The organism is Bacillus sp. FSL E2-8868 (genome assembly GCF_038005505.1).
Lineage (GTDB): Bacteria > Bacillota > Bacilli > Bacillales > Bacillaceae_G > Bacillus_A > Bacillus_A mycoides.
Genome location: NZ_JBBOTI010000001.1, coordinates 1,494,278 through 1,514,252 on the forward strand (window position 1 = coordinate 1,494,278; position 19,975 = coordinate 1,514,252).

Sequence of the window (19,975 nt, forward strand, 5' to 3'; positions counted from 1 at the left end):
AGGTAACGATACTGCCTCGTGTGGAGTGTTATACCTCTCGTCCCTTCGGGGTTGCGAGAACGCGATGAAGCACTAACTTGTGTAAATTTGATTAAATTGTATAGATTTAGTTAAGTTTATCGTATCGGAATGGATATGGTGGCGCATGCAGAAATAAAAAAATTATCATTTATATATACTGATGAAAATGAAGAAGCGTTACAGCATATTTCTCTTTCTGTTCAAAAAGGAGAATTTATAGTACTTGCTGGCGGTTCAGGTTCTGGGAAGACAACTTTATTAAAGCATTTTAAAAAGGAGTTACTTCCAATTGGCACGCGTTCTGGACATACATATTATGATGGTGCTTTATTAGAAGAAGTACCAGAGTTATTATCTGCCCAAGAAATTGGTATGGTATTTCAAAATCCAGAAAATCAGCTCGTAATGGATACAGTTATTCAAGAATTAGCATTCTCTTTAGAAAATATCGGATTACCATCACATATTATTCAAAAAAGAATAGCGGAGCTCATTAGCTTTTTAGGATTTCAAGATTTGTTACATCAATCTGTCCATACTTTATCTGGTGGTCAAAAACAACTTGTAAATTTAGCTGCGGTGTTAGTCATGCAGCCGAAACTATTATTACTGGATGAACCGACAGCACAACTAGATCCGATTGCTGCGAAAGAGTTTTTAGGATTGTTAAAACGTATTAATGAAGAACTCGGAATTACGATAGTTTTAAGTGAACATCGTTTAGATGAAGTTATACCGCTCGCAACACGCGTTGTTTGTATGGATAATGGCAGAATCATTTATGATGGTACTTCTAAAAATGTGATAGCGAACATGTGGGAAGTAGAAAAGTTTCGTCCATTCATTCCGCAAATTCCAAGATTGTTTTTAGAGTGGAATGTGAAAGAGATTCCATTTACAGTGCGAGAAGCACAAATGAAAATGAATGATTTTTCAGCGATATCATATAGGAATGGGCAAGTAGAACAATGTGAAAAGCAAGAAGTAATTTTAAGTGCAGAACATATATCTTTTCAATATGAAAAAAGTAGTCCACTTATTTTACGAGATTTAACAGTGAACATCGAAAAGGGAAAATGGACAGCTCTAGTTGGGAAAAACGGAACCGGGAAGTCTACACTGTTAACGATTTTAGCAGGATTGCAAAAAGCTAGAAGAGGTAAGGTAAAGTGGAATGGGAAAGTGGTACATAAAATTGATTCGAAAGAACGATTTAAAAGTATAGGGTACGTATCGCAACATCCGTACTATCATTTTACTTTTGATACAGTATGGGAAGAGGTTTATGAGCGTGCGCGTGAATTATATGGTGAAGAGGGAAAAACAATAGCAGAAGAAATGTTGAAAAAGTTCTGGTTAGATTCACTTAAAGAGCGCCATCCACATGATTGTAGCGGCGGAGAGCAACAATTACTCGCATTATGTACAACGTTATTATCAAAGCCAACTTTATTATTACTTGATGAGCCGACAAAGGGACTAGATCCATGGAAAAAGGAAAGAGTAGGAGAGCTATTTAAACAGTTGCAAAAAGAAGGTACAACAATTGTAATGGCAACGCATGATATTGAGTTTGCAGCGAAATACGTTGATCAGTGCATGATGTTATTTGACGGGAAAGTCATTATGAATGATGCACCGAAAGAGTTCTTTAGTGGTAACTTCTTTTATACAACATCTATTAATCGATTCATCCGTAGAGAGTTGCCATTTGCATTAACGTGGGAGGATGTGTACGAAGCGTGTCCAAACGATATGTTGCATTCATAATATTTATTTTTGCTGTTGTAATATGTACACTACTCTTTACGACTTTTATTATGGACGGGTATTACATGGTAAGTAGTTTGTTTTTATTAGCTGTCATTATGTTACCTTTCTATATTCGTTTTGAAAGGAAGGCGTTTGTTTCACGTGAAATTGTTATCGTTGCTGTGTTAGCGGCGATTGCAGCGGTTAGCCGGGTACCATTTTCTATTTTACCAAGTGTACAACCGACTTCTTTTGTCATTATCGTTTCTGCAATTGTTTTTGGGAGTGAAACTGGCTTTATGATTGGGGCAACGGCTGCCATTGTATCTAATATTTTTTTAGGACAAGGTCCGTGGACGCCGTGGCAAATGTTCTCTTGGGGCATGATCGGGTTTATAGCTGGACTATTACGTAATACATTTTTAATGAAAAAACTGTGGGGAAGACTGTTGTACGGATTTGCCGTTGGATTTCTATTTGGCTGGATTATGAATTTTTGGGGTCTTCTTGGTTTTATACAAGAAGCAACGTGGGAAACAGTTATTGCTTACTATGTCGCAAGTTTTTACTTTGATCTGAGTCACGCGATATCGAATGTTATTTTCCTTCTGCTATTTAGTACGTCATGGATTACGATCCTCACAAGATTTAAAAAGAAATACGGTATATTAGATGAGCATAACGTGACATAGAAAAGCATACTCATATAAGGTAGGGTCGCGACTTACATATTCGTTTGCCTCTTTCATGCTTCTTACATATTGTAAGGAGCATTTTTTATTGTCAAAAAATAGATTCAATATATGTCCGTTATTATATGAATTTATTTGTATAATAGTAGGTGAGAACTATTTTCAAGAGGGAGGTGTATAGTTAATGAAGTTAGTTATTCCGAAGCAACATGGAGCATGGGCGATGCTTGTCATACCATTTCTATTAAGTGTATTACTTGGTAAACCTACTTTTTATCATATCCCATTGTTTTTAGCCTGGTTCTTTATCTATCTAGCTACGTATCCATTTCTCATGTACATAAGGCAAAGACGAAAAAAAGAATTTCTACACGCTGCAATTGTTTATTTTATCATTGCATTTGTATTTGGGATGATTTCTTTATTATATGAATGGCGAATTCTTTTATTCGCAGTATTAATGATTCCATTGTTTATTGTAAATATGTATTACGCTCGTCAAAAAAATGAACGAGCATTACTAAATGATGTTTGTGCGATTATAGTGTTTTGTATAGGTGGTTTAATCAGTTATTATTTCTCCATGAAATTAATAGATAAAACAGCATTATTCATTACGCTTATTTCATTTCTATATTTTTTAGGAAGTACGTTTTATGTGAAAACGATGATTCGTGAAAAAAATAATCCGAAGTATCGTTTTATATCTTGGGGATACCATATTGTATTAACGGTAATTGTATTTGCTATAAATCCATGGTGTTCACTCATATTTGTACCAAGTGTAATTCGGGCCATTATGTTGTATGGCAAAAAGATTTCTATATTAAAAGTAGGGATTTTAGAAATTGTTAATTCTGTATATTTTTTAATAATAACGGTAATAATGATGAAGTATGCCATTTGAAACAAACTTCCCATCTTTTGATGGGAAGTTTTCATTCTTGTTCTAAAATGTGAACGGTGTAATCGCAACGTTGAAGAGCTTGCTCTACAGCGTAAAGGGATTGTTCAATACGTGCGCGATTAAAATCTTCTTCAACAGTCTGTAATGCATCTTCTAAACAATGTTTCGCTTCTTGTAAGGAATGAAAAGAATCTTGTACGTATCCACGAGCATTCTTTTTCAAAGTAGTAGCCTCCTTTTGTACATCTTTTTGTAGTATGAACAATAAAGAAGAAAATATAATTTTTTATATTTATTTGACAATTATAATAAAATTACGTATAGTTAAATTTAAAGTGAATATTTTCTTATCCAGAGAGGTGGAGGGACTGGCCCGATGAAACCCAGCAACCGCGATGCAGGTGCTAATTCCAGCAGAACATATTTGTTCTGGGAGATAAGACGAAGATATACGTAACTTCTTCTTATCGGAGAGGTTTTTTTGTTGCAAAAAAACCGATTACGAAAACATATAATAAGAAGAAAGGGGTTGCGAAGTACTGTGACACTCGAAAAATACGTAAAACTGCGTAGTACAGTTTATGAATATATGATAGAGCAAGATAAGCCAATATCATTGTTAGATATTCAAGAACATATCGTTTCGCATCATGAAGGAAAATTCACTAAAAAAATGTTACATCAATTTTATTTATCAAGACTATTAGATGAACTCAAACTGGATGGGAAAATTACTTTAGCTGATGATGAATATCGCTATGCTGAAAAAGGGGTATTTTATAAGGCGGGAAAAGGGAGCTGAGCTCTCTTTTTTTTGAAGTATGTAGAGTAAAAGACTGCTAAAGCAGCCTGATACAAGGGAATGGTGTTGAGTGTGTAGTGTCAAAGATTGAATGTGCCTGAAAGAGGCACTTCATATCGGCTGCAAATGAAAAGAGACACCTCCGCCGAATAGGTGTCAGTCGTTTTGTCACGTAGACTCGCTACTTGACAGTTATTAGAATAACATGCAGGATTTTGGAAGTCAAAAGGGAATTAGAGGAAGAGGTGTTGTGATGTATGCATACTTATTAAAAGATATAATGAAATGGATTCCAAAGTACATTATAGATAGAGGATATGAATATTATGAAGAGGGACATGTAGAAGATGTTGAAATACACGACAAGAAAGTATTTGCTTTTGTTACTGGAAATGCAGGGAATTATGAAGTGATTATTGATCTTGAAGATTTTGCAGAAAGTAGCTGCGAGTGTCCTTATGAAAATTATTGTAAACATATGGCGGCAGTTGTGTATGAAATTCAAGGTGCTGGTGAGAGTACAGTTAAAGAGCAATTGAAAGGTTTAGAAAAAGAAGAGTTACTAACAGTATTAAATCGTTTGTTACAAAGTTCGAAAAATGTGCAAATTGTAGAGACGATGTTAAAGAAGGGGAAACTTTAACTAAAGAGGGAGTTGTTTTGTAGTGAACGTACTAATTATATATGCTCACCCTAATCCTTCAAGCTTTAATGGGGCAATTTTAGAGCATGTGCAAAAAGGACTTGAGGAAACAAATCATTCTGTTACGCTACTTGATTTATATAAAGAACAATTTGATCCAGTGCTTGTATTTAATGAAGAGAAGAAAAGACGTGATTTACTAAATGAAGAAGAGACGAAGCGATATAGAGAATTAGTGCAGAAAGCGGATATTCTTCTGTTCATATATCCGATATGGTGGTGGGGCATGCCTGCTATTTTAAAAGGATTTATCGATCGTATTTTTGTAGCTGGATTTGCTTATAAATATGAGGGGTCATTACCGAAAGGCTTATTTAAAGGAAAGAAAGCATGGGTTATTAATACGTTAGACTCACCGTTATGGTACGTGGCCCTATTATATCGATCAGCGGATTGGATTATGATGAAAAGAGGGGTTTTACGTTTTTGTGGTATTCGCGATATAAAACGTTCTACTTTTCAATCTGTGAAAACGAGTAAAGTAACGAAGCGTGAAAAATGGCTGTTACAAATAGAAGAAGCGGCTCGTACATTATGAATGAAATCGATCGTATTATAAAGTGTTGCAATTGTGATGACGAACTTTTGCGTACGTATATTAATTGTTTAGTCCAATTGAAGAAATACAGCGAAACGTTTCAACAAATTCAAATACAATTAAGAAATGATTATTTAATAAGAGGGATTTGTGAAAGAGAAGTTGATGAGGTAATAAAGGGAAGTAAAGAATATGGAACGTATGTTCTTCCTAAAGTATTGCAGTGGAAGTTCCTTAAGAACAATCCTCATATGATTGAAAAAGTATGTGAAGATTTGTTTACATATGAAGCATTAAATCATGCAGAGGTAGAGTGGAGGAAGGTAATAAGCTGTATAGATAACGAATGATTTATTATATAAAAAAGCTAGTATAAAACTAGCTTTTCGTTTAAATAAATAAGAAACATAGACTAATGATAAATCCTGCATATAGTAAGTTAACAACACAAAATCCCATAATATCACGCGCGCTTAAACCAGCTATCGCTAATGCCGGTAATGCCCAGAAAGGTTGAATTAAATTTGTCCAAGCATCGCCCCATGCAATTGCCATCGCTGTTTTCGCGGCAGGTACACCAAGTTCAGCGCCAGCTGGAATCATAATTGGTGCTTGCACTGCCCATTGACCGCCTCCAGATGGAACGAAAATATTTACAATGCCAGCACTTAAAAATGTAAAGAGCGGGAATGTGGTTTCATTTGAAATACTAATAAAGAAAGTAGAAATAGCTCCTCCAAGCGAAAGACCTTCACTATTTACTCCAATCATCATCCCCATAATTCCAGCATAGAACGGAAACTGAAGTAAAATACCTGAAGCACTCTTAGTTGAGTCAGAGAAAGCGCGAATATATTGAATAGGAGTACGGTGGAAAATAAGACCGGCAATTAATAACATAAAAATAACGATATCAAGTGTAAGGTTAAAGCCTTTCGTACTAAAATAGTTAAAAATATAAATAAGACCTAATAATCCGATGCAAAGTGTAATAATCATACTATTTTCCATTTTTTCAGCGAACGTATTGTTCCCTACTTCTTGAGCGGCAGCTTCTTCATGGAATACGCTAGGATCTACAGTTATCGTATGTTTTTCATCTGGATGCATGGCCCGGTTAATGAGAGGCATCGTAACGAGAAAAATAATAACTGGCACGAGTGCGTATGGTGAGAATAACGTTTCTGTTATTGGAATCGCTTCTTTAATACTTCCAGCTGTCGTTTTAATTAACGTTTCGCCGCCAGTTGCTAACGTAAGAGGGATAGAAGCAGAAAGGCCTGCATGCCAAATGAGAAATCCAGAGTAGGAAGAAGCAATTGCTAACCTATAATCTAATCCTTCTAACTGTCTGGCCACTTCTTTTGCATATAAAACCGATACAACAATACCAAATCCCCAGTTTATGTATGCTCCTAGTAAACTTACGATTGAAATAGCAATAATACCTTGTCCATCTGTTTTCGGTAATTTCGCTGCTCTCGTTAATCCTTTTTTAATAAGAGGAGCGTTTGCTAATGCAGATCCTGTCACGAGTACAAGAGCCATTTGCATAGAAAAAGCGAGAAGTCCCCAAATTCCATTACCCCAGTGATTAATCATTTCTACAGGTGTTTGGCTCGTTGCAAACATACCGAAGAAGATAACGAAAACAGTTAATAAACATGATAAAATAAACGGTTCTGGTAAGAAACGCTGCACAAGGGCAACACATCCATTTGTAAATGAACGAAACAAAATAGCTCAACCTCCTTATGTATATTTATTACAATTATTCGAGGTTGATTGAGTAATATCCTTTAATATATGGAAAATTCAGATATTAAAGATGGTTGTAATTTATTGATAGATTGATATTATTAATAAATGGATAGGCTTATACTAAGTTGGATAGATTAAAAAAGTGCACCTCCGATTGTTAGACTGTGTCTAATAAACGGAGGTGCACTTTTTTATTTACCTTATTGAACTAAAGCATCTGTTAGCTGAATAGCAAATGATTAAAATCCACTATTTCTCCCAAAGCTCAATCAATCGCCCTTCAGGATCTTTAATCCAAATAAACTTTCCAAATTCACTAATCTCTTCTTTCTTTTCAAGAGGTACGCCAATTTGTTCAAGATGCTGAATAGTCTCGTTTAGATTATGTACTTGGAAATTTAACATCACTTGTTGTTCTGTAGGAAAATAACTATCATTCTCGGCAAAGAAAGAAAAGATAGTCTCAGTTCCTAATTCGGGTTTAATCACAGTCCCGTTCCAATTTTCTATTTCAATCTTCAACACTTCACTGTACCATTTTTTTATAACATCAAGATTTTTAGTTCTCCAAAATATTCCTCCGAAACCTTTTATCATTGTATTTAACTCCTATCTATCTTTAAATTTTTAATGACATAAGTTCAACCTTCAATAAAACGCAGTGCACAACGGGAATGGTGATCGGTTAGATCTTTTGCAAATTGTTGATTCGGAAATCCTCTGTGAAGCAATCTCAACCCGCCTGAAGTTAAGGATATATGATGATGGAATCGATAGAATAACATCCTGTTGGGGTCGAGAGTATCATTCTTTAAATATCGATAATAATCCCCAAATCGAAACTGCAAAAAACTGTGCTCATGCTCAATATCAAAGAACTCGGCTCCTTCGATATCAATCAAATAAGGTTCTAGTTTGTCATTAATTAATACATGATCAGGGCCGAGTTCCCCATGTATAAATCCATAACGACTTCTTGGTTCAATTTTTGATTCAAGCTCGTACAATGTATCGAGTAGATTGCTATGACTAGCCCTGATGCTGTCAATCAAACTATATAAAAAATCTAACCAAAAGTATAGATTGTTTATTTATAATTTATTATGATGTTAAATTGGGTCTGGAAAAATAGTCATATAAAAACCCGTTGGAGCTTCAATGTTTTTTTGATGAAATCATTCTTACTTCTCAAATACCTCGCCACACAAAAACTTAAAATGTATTACAATGAATCTATACGATTTTTAATCCTTCTTCTTTTCACTAACTTTACCATTATTTTTAATTGAGTATTACTGCCCCGTCAGTTTAAGTAAAAAACCTTCACAATCTCAATGATCTATTCAAACTTGAATAATCTAATTGCCTGGAAACGTTCCTCAACAATCTGTCCCTTTAGTGGAGTAACTTTATTACTACTCAGTAGTTCCTTAATCCGCCCTTCAGTTCAGATCTTCTTTTCACTATAAAAACATCTCTTTAGATAAACAGATCCAAAGGGACAAAACATCGCGTCTTTTAAATAAACACCGTGACTTTATTTAAAAGCGATATTAAACATATTCTTCAAATCCTGGAAGCATATGTTTGCCGCAAATGAAAAGAACCATAAGCTTGCCAAACGGAAAAATTATAATTTTGATTGCTGTCGTCATTTTTTATTCATATATTGGAAATGAATTTCATAATGCGGAAAAATAGGGGGATTTATATGTCAAAGTGGCAATCTAAAGAACAATTGGTTCAATTATTAAGCAATCTTGTTGAAATTCCTAGTATTACAGGTTCAGAAGCTGAAGTTATATTGCCAGACTTTGTTGTAGAACAATTATCTGACTTACAGTATTTCAAACAAAATCCGCATCATTTACAAAAAAATCCGACGGGGGATGGACGATATTTTGTTACAGCCCTAGTAAAGAAAAGTGATAGTACGAAAAATACTGTAATTCTTGTTAGTCACTTTGATGTTGTAGATGTACAGGATTATGGAGTGTGGAAAGAAGATGCATTTAACCCTAAAAAATTAACATCTATGTTTTATTCTCATAAAGATGAGCTACCAGATCATGTACGTGAAGATATAGAACAAGGAGATTGGCTCTTTGGTAGAGGAACAATGGATATGAAATGTGGTCTAACTTTACAAATGGCGATGGTTGAGCAAGCTTGTGAAGGAAGATTTGATGGGAATGTTCTTTTATTGGCTGTTCCAGATGAAGAAGTGAACTCTGTAGGGATGAGAGCTGCTGTTCCAAGATTATTAGACTTAGCAAAAGAACATGACTTAGAGTATAAAACGGTCCTAAATTCAGAGCCTATGTTTTCAAGACATCCTGGTGACCAAAATAAGTACATTTATACTGGTTCTATTGGTAAAGTGTTACCTGGTTTCCTTTGCTATGGAAAAGAGACACATGTAGGCGAACCTTTTGCAGGATTAAATGGGAGCTATATGGCTGCATTATTAACAGCGGAATTAGAGTTGAATACGGACCTTTGTGATATTGTAGAAGGGGAAGCGAGTCCACCACCAACTAACTTGCTTCAAAGAGATTTAAAGGAGGATTATTCTGTACAAATTCCTCATCGTGCTGTCACATTATTTAATTTGTTTTTACTAGAAAAAACGATGACAGATGTAGTTTCATTGTTACGCCAAAAAGTAACGAAAGTAGCAGAGAAAATCGAAGAATCGTATGAGGAGCGAGCGTATCATTTTTCTAAGTATAATCCGTTCATACCGCCGAATCTTAAAGTAAATGTATTAACGTATGAAGAGCTTATCGCTTATGCAATTGAACAACATGGAAGAGAAAAAATAGATGAAATTCAATCCGATATTATAAAAAATAGAGAAGATAAAGATGATCGTGCAGTAACTATTGATTTAGTAGACAAATTATCTATCTTATGTAAAGAAAAGGCTCCAATGATTGTACTTTTCTTTGCGCCGCCATACTATCCAGCTGTGAGTTCACGCAACAATCCTTTAATTAAAGAGGTAGTTGTAGAAATGGAAAAGTATGCCCACTATAATCATAGCATTACATTTGAAAACCAAAATTATTTTGGAGGAATTTCAGATTTAAGCTATGTGGGCTTACAAAACCCATTGGATTCAATGAGTTCTCTTGTAGACAATATGCCATTATGGGATAAAGGTTATTCGATTCCACTAGAGGAATTAGAAGAGTTTGACGTTCCAGTATTAAATATGGGACCAGTAGGAAAAGATGCACATCAATGGACGGAGCGTCTGGACGTAAATTACGCATTTGAAACGTTATTAGATATGCTACCTATATGTATTGAAAAACTACTTGTTTCTAATAAAGTTACACAGTCATAGTGTTTGCATAAGAGCGAGAAAAGGACCGTAGTGATACGGTCTTTTTTTCGTAATGAATAGTTTGAAACCTTAGATTTATGAAATTGTGATGTAAGAATTCTCCTTAAAATAGATTCGTAATAAACTATTTAGAGAGAGTAGATATGGCTTGTACACTTTTTGTAACGGTATTTGCTGAGTTTTTGTATAATATAATTATGTGAAGTTAACATAACTTATTGTATCAATAATATATATTTGCGTAGAATATCCATTTTAAGGTTTTGAAGTACCCCCTAAATGAAAAATTTATTTCGCTAAAGTTAGTTACTTAGTGAAGTCTGCTCATTTTTTTCGTATTAGGGAAGAATGTACTTTTTAACTTGATGGGTATGGGGGAGTACCCCTTGTAGCAAAACCGGAGTGGAAATGATGAGTATAAATAGTTTTGTGAGATTGATAAAGGACGAATTATTAAAAGAGGTAAGCATAAGAAGTGAGGATGAATTCGAGCCTATAGTAGTTAAAGATATTCCTAGACTTTGGAAGTGTTTAGGGACAGGTAATTATGCCGCAGTATTTATGCACAAAGAATACAAAGATTGGGTAGTGAAAGTTTACGCGCGAGAAGGAGAAGGAATTGAAAAAGAGTCAGAAGTATACCGAAGAATCGGAAATCATCCTTCTTATTCGAATCTTATATATAAAGGAGAAAATTTCATAGTATTGAAACGTTTAAAAGAAATTACCTTATACGATGCTATTCATAAGGGGATTAAAATTCCTAAGCAGGTAATCCTTGATATCAATGAAGCTATAGAGTATGCAAGGGAGCAAGGATTAACTCCTTGTGATGTTCACGGAAAAAATGTGATGATGGAAAATGGAAGGGGATATGTAGTCGATGTATCTGATTTCTTAAAAACAAAAGAAGATAGTAAGTGGAGAGACTTAGAAAAGGCATATTTTACATTTTACTTGCCTTTCATTTATAAATTGCCTTTCCCTGTTAAAATACCGTATTTCATGTTGAACATTGTTCGACGTTCATATAGAAAATATAAGAAGCTTACAAAGAAATTCAAATTGTAAAAGGACCACATACTTATCTTTAGGTTAGATAAGTGAACCACTAGTAAACAAAAGGACCGTACATTTTAGATATGTCTAATATGTACGGTCCTAATTTTATAACTTCATGAAGTAATTTATTTATAAAATGATTGTAACAATAGAATATACCCATTTCAGTACATTTCATTTTAAACATAGTGATGTACTATAGTTCTAAACAAATCACAATAATGGATTAGAAGGGGAATAAACTATGTACACAGACGCAATTGAGTATTAAAATTTCAATCTAATTTACCTTTGCATAGATGCAGGTATCAGTTAGTTCTTTACCGTCAGCTGAAAGATCTTCATTACGTAATATCCCTTCAAGCTCAAAACCTAGTTTTTCAGGGATCGTACGACTTTTAGTGTTAGTAGATTCACAGCGTATTTCAATCCTTCTAAATTTGAGTAACTGAAATCCAAGGTTTGTTAACTCACTTACTACCTCTGTCATATATCCATTGCCACTAAATTGCGTATTAATCCAGTATCCAATTTCACATTTAGAAATTTTCCAATTAATTCCGTGAAGGCTAGCAGTTCCAATAAAATCATTAGTATCCTTATGATAGATAAGATAGCGAAAGCTTTCTCTTTTCAAAAAATCTATATGGGCATTTCTCAGGAGAATTTCCGTTTCTTCAACAGTAGGAATTGACTGAAATAAAAGCAACCATTGTTTTAACTCATTAATTGAATCCTTAATAGCTTGGTGTACGACATTCCCGTCACCAGCTTGAAGTGGTGCTCGAAGAATTAGTCTGTCTGTTTCTATTTGTAACGGAACATCTAATAAAATAGAATTCATATCATTTCTCCTCTCGAAAACTTTAAATTATGACAGAATGAAACTTATATAATAAAAAAACTTTCACCCAAAAGAAATAATTCTTGAGGACGAGAGTTGCAATTTCGTGGTACGTTATTATGATAAATAAATTAAAAAACACCCTATCTCACTAACAGGAGATCCCGTCACAGCAGCACTATAAATTATTATAGAACCGTGCGAAGCTCCTATTCTTTCTTCATTAAGAACTTGATATGTAGCAATACAGTAAAGTTTATCTCCCATAAAGGGACCTCCCAAAAATTAGTAAACAATAAATATATATTCAATTAATCACTTAGAAATCCCTTTTCACATATTGAAAACCAAACTGCCAGTTGGTACAAAAAATGGCTACCGAAGCAGCCTTAGGTTGTTTAACTAATGCATGCATTAGTTGAATAAGGAATTATTATTTTTTTATCTATTGGCTTACAATTTTTATCTTTTGCATTTCTTAGCTTGATGGTGATGGGGGGGTACCCCTACTAGAAAAATTGTCTCCGCGTGAACGTGAAGAACTTGAAAAATTTAAAGAAAGCGCAAGATGCTTTTGATAAACATGAAATCGGGAAAGCTATGAATAATGTTCAAAAGGCAAAAAGTGATGAAAATAAAGAATTAACAAAGCAATGCATTGCAAGGTGAGATTCAACAAGAATTTTTAGCTACATTTAATAAGCTGAACATGAATGATATTACTGGTGATGTAAAAGAAGCCCGTAAATCTTTAGATGATCTTATGGATTGGATACAACAATCTGACTTATTAAAATCTCAAAAGGATTTTGTTGATACGTTACCTGAAAAAGAAGCAAGTATCTCTAAACTAGAGGAAAGTAAAAAATAAAGAAAAGAGGTTACCTAAAAGTAACTATTCAGCGACTTTTGGGACAACCTCTTCTTTTCGTTGTGGATTTTTAAGAAAATTTAGAATAAAATAAAAAAATAACCATCTACCTATTATTCACTAATGAAAAGAAAAGGGGGTAGCGAAATGCAACTGAAGTATGGGAAGCACATTAATATATTATCTATTGTTCTAACTTTGTTCTCTTTTTCCGTAATTGTAAGTTTCTCTACCTGGTTGAGTGGATATTCAATTCCCAACCTTTCTACAATGCTTAAGGTAACAATGTGGAGTGCATTTATTCTTGGAATTATAGGGTTTAGACAAGAGAAAAGCGCACTAGCGATTATAATTATGGGAATATGTGCCTTTGCTCTAGTCGTTCTATATACTTATGCGGTTATAAGTTTTCTTGAGCATTAAACACAAAAAAAAGAAACGAACATTTTTGTTCGTTTCTTTTTTTGGGGGATGATTATTATAAAATAGCCTCTTCTAATGATTGAGTGCTGAATCCAAGAATTGATTTTTGAGTGTTATTCTCATGATCTTTTACAATGATATATGGAACGCCCTGTACGTTAAAGAATTCAAACTCTTCTTTTCCTTCTGGGGTATTAGAGGGGTACCACCCACATTTTTTACTGAAAAAGAAATTGTATTTATAAAGCGAAAAAAACGCTATTCTTTTTGTAACAATATACAGAAACGCCATCCTTTCCTATGATTCTACAGAAAGAATAGCGTATTTTTTCATTTTAGGGGGCATTTCTTTTTATTAGTTTGATAGCGAGGTGACGATACCCCTTTATTGTTTTTCAGACTTCGCTTGTTCTAAAATGTATGCTTCTTCTTGTTCCGGTGTCGCTAATTCGTATGCTTTACCAGTGCTGCTATTGTCCCATTCCCATAATAAATTATGCTCCTCAACCGATTGAGAGAAATCGCCTTCATACCAACGAACCAAAATCTTAAGGTACTGTTCTTTATGTTGTAAGGTTCCACTATTACTTTCATCAATCGCTTGACGTACTTTTTCGATGTTTTCTGGAGTCATTTTGATAAATCCTTGCTTTTCGTGGGATAATACTTTTTGATGAGTCATTTTGTGCATTGCATTGATTATATGACGATCAGAGTTGAGGTCAAGTATTACCTCTTCCCCTTTAATTCTCTCAGTCTGCTTTTCCTTAACGTCTGAACCTGCATACGTACCGACTTTGTAGCCAGTAAAAATACCAACTGCTATAGCAATAACTAAGGTTGATGTGATTTTAATCCACTTTTTCAAACCTCTTACCCCCCCTTTTATTGAAGTGTACCATAAAAGAAGAACTGTATGCCCATATCTATCTGTGAGGTCTACATAACGTATCATTATCAATAGTCAACGATGTATAAATTTTTCGTTATGGCTGAAGGGTGATAAAAATGAGACATAGAAATCTTTTTATGCTGGCAATGAATACGTAAAAACAAAAACATTCACTTATAACGGTTAATAGGAGGAATTATCATGAAAAAATTAGCTACAATTGCATTAACAGTAGCTTTAGCTTTCGGCGGTTTGACGGTTATGAACATTAACACACCTGAAGCACAAGCAAGTGAAGATTGTCATTACATCTGTGGTCCTAGCGAAACGGTGAATGGTGTTACAGTTCAAGTTCACGCTACGGAATACACTTTTGGTGGAAACGTAATTGCAAGAATTACAAATAACCGAGCTGAGGACATTCATTATAATGTCAGCATCGAAAAGAAATATGGAGACAACTGGGGAGAATATGATACTTTCTTCCATTGGCAAAATCAATGGGTTCCAGCTGGAGCAAATGATGAAATTTTAACTTTCACAGGATATGGAGAAAACATTTACGACAATGGAACATACCGTTATAAAGTTGAAATTGTAAGTGCTGACGGTTCTGTAGATACAATTTACACAGCAGCAATGACGGTAACAGGGCGATAGCTCATGACTGAGCTTCATTATTTATGATTGTATTTTCAATAATAGCATTGATAATTGCGTTGATATTATTATTAAAATAAGCTCTTCGGAGCTTATTTTTTTATATAAAAATTGAATATTAATATTCTATTATTGAGTTTTATCCTCTGTTCATAAACATAAGATTTTCTGGACAGATGTCTCTTAAAGTACAGAAAACGCTTAAAATATGTCCGGATTGTGTCTAAACGTACAATTTTCCTGAAATGGTATGGTGAGACCATATCCATCAACTTAAGAAAAGTAAACACCCCAAAAACAAAAAAATGAGCTGACTTCTCAAAAAACTAACTGTAGAGAAAGAAAATTTTCATTTAGGGGGTACTTCAAAACCTTAGCTTGATGGGCTTTTTTCTTTTTTCTAAAGATCCAGTGTAAGTTCTTTAAATATTTTCATACCAGATAAACCCTATTGGGTTTTAATTTTTTGGATTACGCTACATGCTTGTGAGGCATAGAAAGGTTATATACGACGCCTAAGATATCAAAGACGGTTTCTTCTCATACCTATGGGATTTTCGTCCGTTTTTCTGTAAGAGATCAAACAGACGAAACAATATCTTTGTTAATTCTTTGGTGTCTTTTTGTAGAGATTCATAAATAAGTAGAAAATAATCTTTTATGATATAAATCGTTTTATATTCGCTTAATTCTCGTTTTTTCTTGATGAGAATTAATTGGCAGATTTGAGACACAGAAGCTATTTTGAACGTAAGGGATTTGTAAGGAATAGGTAAGGAAAAAGAGATTTTCATTGTGTATGATGAAAATATAAAGAAGCATGAAAGGAGGAACAGATATAACTTATATATGAAAAACAAACCAGTTAATAAGAGCGTTTCATGGAAAAGAAATAATTTCTGAGGTTAACATACATGCAAAAAGAGGGATTTACCGTTTATTAGGACAGAATGGAGCTTGTGAAAATAATCATTATGAAGATGATTACGAATTCAATGTTGACTTTTTGTCATCGGTAGAGATGATAGCTGTGTGGTGAGTATGAAATATCAAGCAACCACCTATACAATATGAATAGAGGAGAGGAATGCCTTATGAAAACACGTAGTCAAATTACATTTGCAAGTCTGGCTCTTTTAATAGCTGGAAGTTCCCTGTTATACACAACGCCAACCTCAATTGTAAAAGCAGAGCCCACTCAAAATGTATCTAGTTCGTTACAAACAAATACTCAACGAGATCGTAATTCCGTCAAGCAAGCAATGCGGGATACATTGCAACTTGGATACCCGGGGATACTTGCTAAAACTTCTGAGGGTGGAAAAACGTGGAGTTATGCCGCTGGGATAGCGGATCTGAGAACCAAGAAACCAATGAAAACAGATTTTCGCTTTCGCATTGGCAGTGTGACGAAGACGTTCACAGCAACGGTTGTACTTCAATTAGTCGGAGAGAACCGCTTGAATCTAGACGACTACATCGAAAAATGGTTGCCTGGTGTCATTCAAGGAAACGGATATGATGGTAACCAGATTACTATCCGGCAGATATTGAACCATACAAGTGGTATCGCTGAATACTCAAGGTCAAAAGACGCTGACTTTACGGATACAAAAAAATCGTATACGGCTGAAGAGTTAGTGAAGATGGGGATTTCTCTGCCCCCAGACTTTGCCCCAGGAAAGGGCTGGTCTTATTCAAACACAGGATATGTATTACTAGGTATTCTTATTGAAAAAGTAACCGGAAACAGCTATGCGGAAGAGATTGAAAGTCGGATTATTGAACCGCTTGAATTGTCGAATACATTCCTACCTGGCAATTCAAGCGTTATTCCAGGCACCAAGCATGCCCGTGGATATGTCCAACCAGACGGAGTAAGTGAGCTAAAAGACGTTACTTATTATAACCCAAGTGCAGGTAGCTCAGCTGGAGATATGATTTCTACTGCTGACGACTTAAATAAATTCTTCTCTTACTTGCTCGGGGGTAAATTACTGAAAGAACAGCAACTAAAACAAATGCTTACTACAGTTCCTACAGGAAAAGAAGGAATCGATGGATATGGTCTTGGAATCTATGAAACTAAGCTTCCAAACGATGTCTCGATATGGGGACACACAGGTGGCATTCTAGGGTTTACTACTCTTGTTGGAGGTAAACTTGGAGGCAAGCATACGTTGGTCGTCAATTGGAATAGTTTGGGTAGAGCTGACAGTCCTAATCCTATTAAAAATATTTTACTTGCTGAATTTAGCAAGTAGGCAAAAAAGAAAAACGGATAAATTTTGTCATATTTTTTATAGTTAAACAAATAAGTGATGAATTCGATTACTTATCTAAGGAGGCAATTCTCTCATGAAAAATAAACTATCTGGGGTGTTAGCCGCTACATTAGCGCTAACGATGATCCTACCAACAGGGGCGATAGCATCTTCAAGCAGTAAGACTCCGGTTGTAGCTAACCAAGAAGTTGCTAACCAAGAACTGGAGAAGATTGCGGCAGAGAAGGCTGCGCTACTCACGAAGTCCTATGGGACGACTAGCGTGCAGTATGCGCTAATTGATAATGGTAAACTTATTTTGTCGGGTCAGACAGGCAAGAACGATATGGAAGGAAAACAGCGGCTGAACAAAGATACTCTATATGGGATTGGTTCAGTCAGTAAAATGTATGCAACAGCGGCTGTAATGAAATTGGTCGACGAAGGAAAAGTCGATTTGGATGCTCCTGTCGTCCACTTTGTTCCTGATTTCAAGATGAAAGACGAGCGGTACAAACGCATTACGCCACGTATGCTGTTAAACCACTCCTCCGGCTTGCAAGGTTCCACGTTAAGTAATGCATTTTTATTTAACGATAATGATACCTATGCCCATGATGTCTTGATGCGGCAATTGTCCAACCAAAGCTTGAAGGCGGATCCTGGCGCGTTCTCGGTATACTGCAACGACGGCTTTACGCTGGCCGAGATTTTGGTGGAAAGAGTCAGCGGTATGAGCTTTACCGAATTTATACATCAACGGTTTACAGAACCCTTACAGCTGAATCATACGAAAACGCCGCAGGATAAATGGGAAGACGATAAGCGGGCTGGACTCTATTTTCCGGCGTACCAAGGGAAGCTTCCCATTGAATCGGTGAATGTGATTGGTTCGGGAGGGATCTCTTCCACGGCAGAAGATATGGTACGATTCTCACAATTATTTATGGGACAGGGAAAAGGGATCCTCTCTGATAAGGCAGTCAAGGCGATGGAGCAAGAGGAATATAAAAAAGGAATGTGGCCGGGGGATGGAGGTAATATTTTCAACTATGGTCTTGGCTGGGATAGTGTGAAACTATACCCATTCAGTGAATATGGGATAAAAAGCATGGCTAAGGGCGGCGATACAACACTGCAACATGCTATACTGGTCGTGCTTCCGGAACAGAAGATGGCAGTGGCTGTGTTGTCATCCGGCGGCCAAAGCTCTACAAATCAACTACTGGCAACTGAATTACTGCTCGCCGCGCTTAAAGAGAAGGGCACAATTAAGGACATCAAGCCAAACAAATCCTTTGGCAAGCCGGTCAAGGCCAAGATGCCTCAAGACGTGACGAAGAAAGCGGGCTTTTACGGCAATAGCGAAAGTCATTTCAAAATAGAAATTACGAAGAATGGAGAACTGTTCTTACCATCTAATCGAGAAGAAAAATATGTATATACTGCGAATGGAAGCTTTATTAATGAGAAGGGTACTTCCAAGCTCAACTTCGTCACTGAGAAGAATGGAAGCACTTATTTGAAGGAGAGCACATATAAATCGACGCCAGGCTTAGGGCAAAATGTGATGACTCACTATTTAGCCGAGAAACTAGAAGACAACGTGCTATCGAAGAAAACCGCTGCCGCATGGGCGAAGCGGGAAGGCGTCAAGTTCTATCTCGTGAACGAGAAATTTAGTTCTATTGAATATCTCGTTCAACCGAAACTTATTACCACACAAATTACTCGCAAGGAAGACCTGGAGGGCTATTGGGACGGCAGAAAAATTACAGGTCCGAACACCGCGGCGCATCAGCTCCAGATCCCCGTGATGAATGGCCGTGATACGACGGAAACTCATTTCTATACAGAAGGCGGCAGTGAATATATGGAGATGGCCGGATTGTTATATGTAAGTGGATCCAACGTAAAACCGCTTGATGCAGGCCAATCATCCAAAGTTACGCTACAAGCAAATGGGCATGCGAAATGGTTTACGATCCCACAAGCGACAGCAGGGAAAACGATGAGCGTGACGTTGTCATCGAAGAGTTCATTCGCGGTGTATGATGAGAAGGGAGTATGCGTCAATTTTACCGTTGTGAGCGGCAATAACAAAGTAAAATTGCCGAAAAACGGATCGGTTGTATTTGCTGGCGCGCCGAACTCGGAATTTGCAATCACGTTGAACTAGCTACAATTCAAGATGGACTTCAACAAAACCAGTACGACACAGAAAAGGTGTTTTGCTGGTTTTGTTTGTATTTACGCATTATCTTTACGAAGAGGCTTTCCGCGAATAATATCACGCTCAAACTCTGCAAGAACAGCTATCATACCAACTTTTTATCTGTTAAGAAACTTTGCAACAGAACCAGACATGTACTCCTTCATCACTAAAAACAGCCAGTTTTGATTTTAAATTTTTTTATTTATTGACTATGAA

At 35.8% G+C, this 19,975-nt stretch carries 20 protein-coding genes, 2 pseudogenes and 1 riboswitch; of the genes and pseudogenes, 14 read left to right on the forward strand and 8 right to left on the reverse strand.

Features of this window, described 5'->3' with window-relative positions:
* Positions 1–129: 129 nt before the first annotated feature.
* The 3 genes from NSS74_RS07835 (at position 130) to NSS74_RS07845 (ending at position 3,372) form a co-directional block, all read left to right on the forward strand.
* Positions 130–1,791 (forward strand): ABC transporter ATP-binding protein, encoded by a 1,662-nt coding sequence (locus NSS74_RS07835; RefSeq protein WP_033716378.1) that lies wholly within the window; start codon positions 130–132, stop codon positions 1,789–1,791.
* The gene (locus NSS74_RS07840) at positions 1,764–2,465 is read left to right on the forward strand and encodes an ECF transporter S component (RefSeq protein WP_002142494.1); all 702 of its coding nucleotides are present in this window, start codon (positions 1,764–1,766) and stop codon (positions 2,463–2,465) included. The genes NSS74_RS07835 and NSS74_RS07840 overlap by 28 nt, the downstream gene beginning before the upstream one ends.
* A gap of 184 nt (positions 2,466–2,649) precedes the next feature.
* On the forward strand, positions 2,650–3,372 hold the full coding sequence (locus NSS74_RS07845) for a YwiC-like family protein (protein ID WP_002033247.1): 723 nt from the start codon (positions 2,650–2,652) through the stop codon (positions 3,370–3,372).
* Between the two features lie 31 nt (positions 3,373–3,403).
* On the opposite strand, the gene NSS74_RS07850 is transcribed toward NSS74_RS07845, so the two are convergent.
* Positions 3,404–3,595, reverse strand: a complete 192-nt coding sequence (locus tag NSS74_RS07850) for a hypothetical protein (protein ID WP_002084448.1) — start codon at positions 3,593–3,595, stop codon at positions 3,404–3,406.
* 121 nt (positions 3,596–3,716) lie between these two features.
* A riboswitch (SAM riboswitch) is annotated at positions 3,717–3,815 on the forward strand.
* A 38-nt stretch (positions 3,816–3,853) separates the two neighbouring features.
* Between NSS74_RS07850 and NSS74_RS07855 the strand changes: the two genes are divergently transcribed.
* From NSS74_RS07855 to NSS74_RS07870, 4 genes are all read left to right on the forward strand, one after another.
* Positions 3,854–4,174, forward strand: a complete 321-nt coding sequence (locus NSS74_RS07855) for a hypothetical protein (RefSeq protein ID WP_002110869.1) — start codon at positions 3,854–3,856, stop codon at positions 4,172–4,174.
* 205 nt (positions 4,175–4,379) lie between these two features.
* On the forward strand, positions 4,380–4,817 hold the full coding sequence (locus tag NSS74_RS07860; protein ID WP_002033243.1) for an SWIM zinc finger family protein: 438 nt from the start codon (positions 4,380–4,382) through the stop codon (positions 4,815–4,817).
* Positions 4,818–4,839: 22 nt separating this feature from the next.
* Complete coding sequence (locus NSS74_RS07865; protein WP_002142490.1) at positions 4,840–5,415, forward strand: NAD(P)H-dependent oxidoreductase; 576 nt, start codon at positions 4,840–4,842, stop codon at positions 5,413–5,415.
* Complete coding sequence (locus tag NSS74_RS07870) at positions 5,412–5,765, forward strand: hypothetical protein (RefSeq protein ID WP_002142489.1); 354 nt, start codon at positions 5,412–5,414, stop codon at positions 5,763–5,765. Before NSS74_RS07865 ends, NSS74_RS07870 begins: the two co-directional genes overlap by 4 nt.
* Before the next feature lie 40 nt (positions 5,766–5,805).
* Here the strand turns inward: NSS74_RS07870 and NSS74_RS07875 are convergent, their stop codons facing one another.
* From NSS74_RS07875 to NSS74_RS07885, 3 genes and pseudogenes are all read right to left on the reverse strand, one after another.
* Entirely contained in the window at positions 5,806–7,152 is a 1,347-nt protein-coding gene (locus NSS74_RS07875; protein ID WP_002142488.1) for a short-chain fatty acid transporter, read from the reverse strand.
* 273 nt (positions 7,153–7,425) lie between these two features.
* Positions 7,426–7,773 (reverse strand): VOC family protein, encoded by a 348-nt coding sequence (locus NSS74_RS07880; protein WP_002033235.1) that lies wholly within the window; start codon positions 7,771–7,773, stop codon positions 7,426–7,428.
* A gap of 44 nt (positions 7,774–7,817) precedes the next feature.
* Positions 7,818–8,246, reverse strand: a pseudogene (locus tag NSS74_RS07885) (aminoglycoside phosphotransferase family protein); the annotation flags it as partial.
* Positions 8,247–8,887: 641 nt separating this feature from the next.
* On the opposite strand from NSS74_RS07885, the gene NSS74_RS07890 reads away from it, so the two are divergent.
* Both NSS74_RS07890 and NSS74_RS07895 read left to right on the forward strand, forming a co-directional pair.
* Positions 8,888–10,528, forward strand: coding sequence for a M20/M25/M40 family metallo-hydrolase (locus tag NSS74_RS07890; protein WP_002142487.1), 1,641 nt, complete (start codon positions 8,888–8,890; stop codon positions 10,526–10,528).
* A gap of 402 nt (positions 10,529–10,930) precedes the next feature.
* Positions 10,931–11,599, forward strand: coding sequence for a serine/threonine protein kinase (locus tag NSS74_RS07895; protein ID WP_080019775.1), 669 nt, complete (start codon positions 10,931–10,933; stop codon positions 11,597–11,599).
* A 271-nt stretch (positions 11,600–11,870) separates the two neighbouring features.
* Here NSS74_RS07895 and NSS74_RS07900 read toward each other — a convergent pair whose 3' ends face one another.
* Positions 11,871–12,434, reverse strand: a complete 564-nt coding sequence (locus NSS74_RS07900) for a GNAT family N-acetyltransferase (RefSeq protein ID WP_002142483.1) — start codon at positions 12,432–12,434, stop codon at positions 11,871–11,873.
* Positions 12,435–12,551: 117 nt separating this feature from the next.
* Positions 12,552–12,701 (reverse strand): hypothetical protein, encoded by a 150-nt coding sequence (locus NSS74_RS07905; protein WP_002142482.1) that lies wholly within the window; start codon positions 12,699–12,701, stop codon positions 12,552–12,554.
* A 391-nt stretch (positions 12,702–13,092) separates the two neighbouring features.
* On the opposite strand from NSS74_RS07905, the gene NSS74_RS07910 reads away from it, so the two are divergent.
* Entirely contained in the window at positions 13,093–13,305 is a 213-nt protein-coding gene (locus NSS74_RS07910; RefSeq protein ID WP_002128243.1) for a hypothetical protein, read from the forward strand.
* Between the two features lie 147 nt (positions 13,306–13,452).
* Positions 13,453–13,728, forward strand: coding sequence for a hypothetical protein (locus NSS74_RS07915; RefSeq protein WP_002084476.1), 276 nt, complete (start codon positions 13,453–13,455; stop codon positions 13,726–13,728).
* 385 nt (positions 13,729–14,113) lie between these two features.
* On the opposite strand, the gene NSS74_RS07920 is transcribed toward NSS74_RS07915, so the two are convergent.
* Positions 14,114–14,596 carry a PRK06770 family protein gene (locus tag NSS74_RS07920; protein ID WP_002128240.1) on the reverse strand — a complete coding sequence of 161 codons (483 nt, stop codon included), beginning with the start codon at positions 14,594–14,596 and terminating at the stop codon, positions 14,114–14,116.
* 225 nt (positions 14,597–14,821) lie between these two features.
* Between NSS74_RS07920 and NSS74_RS07925 the strand changes: the two genes are divergently transcribed.
* A complete protein-coding gene (locus NSS74_RS07925; protein ID WP_002142480.1) occupies positions 14,822–15,280 on the forward strand; it encodes a hypothetical protein in 459 nt (152 codons plus the stop codon).
* Between the two features lie 471 nt (positions 15,281–15,751).
* On the opposite strand, the pseudogene NSS74_RS07930 reads toward NSS74_RS07925, so the two are convergent.
* Positions 15,752–16,008: pseudogene (locus tag NSS74_RS07930) on the reverse strand (IS4 family transposase); the annotation flags it as partial.
* A gap of 366 nt (positions 16,009–16,374) precedes the next feature.
* Here NSS74_RS07930 and NSS74_RS07940 point away from each other — a divergent pair.
* Together NSS74_RS07940 and NSS74_RS07945 are read left to right on the forward strand one after the other, a co-directional pair.
* On the forward strand, positions 16,375–17,544 hold the full coding sequence (locus NSS74_RS07940; protein ID WP_002142478.1) for a serine hydrolase domain-containing protein: 1,170 nt from the start codon (positions 16,375–16,377) through the stop codon (positions 17,542–17,544).
* Positions 17,545–17,638: 94 nt separating this feature from the next.
* Positions 17,639–19,723: a serine hydrolase domain-containing protein gene (locus NSS74_RS07945; protein ID WP_002035327.1), complete on the forward strand. Its 2,085-nt coding sequence runs from the start codon at positions 17,639–17,641 to the stop codon at positions 19,721–19,723.
* The last annotated feature ends 252 nt before the right edge of the window (positions 19,724–19,975 follow it).

Bases quoted from the DNA above. Each gene is read 5' to 3' on its own strand.
- NSS74_RS07835 (WP_033716378.1), top strand. From the start codon at position 130: ATGGATATGGTGGCGCATGCAGAAATAAAAAAATTATCATTTATATAT.
- NSS74_RS07845 (WP_002033247.1), top strand. From the start codon at position 2,650: ATGAAGTTAGTTATTCCGAAGCAACATGGAGCATGGGCGATGCTTGTC.
- NSS74_RS07860 (WP_002033243.1), top strand. From the start codon at position 4,380: ATGCAGGATTTTGGAAGTCAAAAGGGAATTAGAGGAAGAGGTGTTGTG.
- NSS74_RS07870 (WP_002142489.1), top strand. From the start codon at position 5,412: ATGAATGAAATCGATCGTATTATAAAGTGTTGCAATTGTGATGACGAA.
- NSS74_RS07880 (WP_002033235.1), bottom strand. From the start codon at position 7,773: ATGATAAAAGGTTTCGGAGGAATATTTTGGAGAACTAAAAATCTTGAT.
- NSS74_RS07890 (WP_002142487.1), top strand. From the start codon at position 8,888: ATGTCAAAGTGGCAATCTAAAGAACAATTGGTTCAATTATTAAGCAAT.
- NSS74_RS07900 (WP_002142483.1), bottom strand. From the start codon at position 12,434: ATGAATTCTATTTTATTAGATGTTCCGTTACAAATAGAAACAGACAGA.
- NSS74_RS07905 (WP_002142482.1), bottom strand. From the start codon at position 12,701: ATGGGAGATAAACTTTACTGTATTGCTACATATCAAGTTCTTAATGAA.
- NSS74_RS07915 (WP_002084476.1), top strand. From the start codon at position 13,453: ATGCAACTGAAGTATGGGAAGCACATTAATATATTATCTATTGTTCTA.
- NSS74_RS07925 (WP_002142480.1), top strand. From the start codon at position 14,822: ATGAAAAAATTAGCTACAATTGCATTAACAGTAGCTTTAGCTTTCGGC.
- NSS74_RS07940 (WP_002142478.1), top strand. From the start codon at position 16,375: ATGAAAACACGTAGTCAAATTACATTTGCAAGTCTGGCTCTTTTAATA.
- NSS74_RS07945 (WP_002035327.1), top strand. From the start codon at position 17,639: ATGAAAAATAAACTATCTGGGGTGTTAGCCGCTACATTAGCGCTAACG.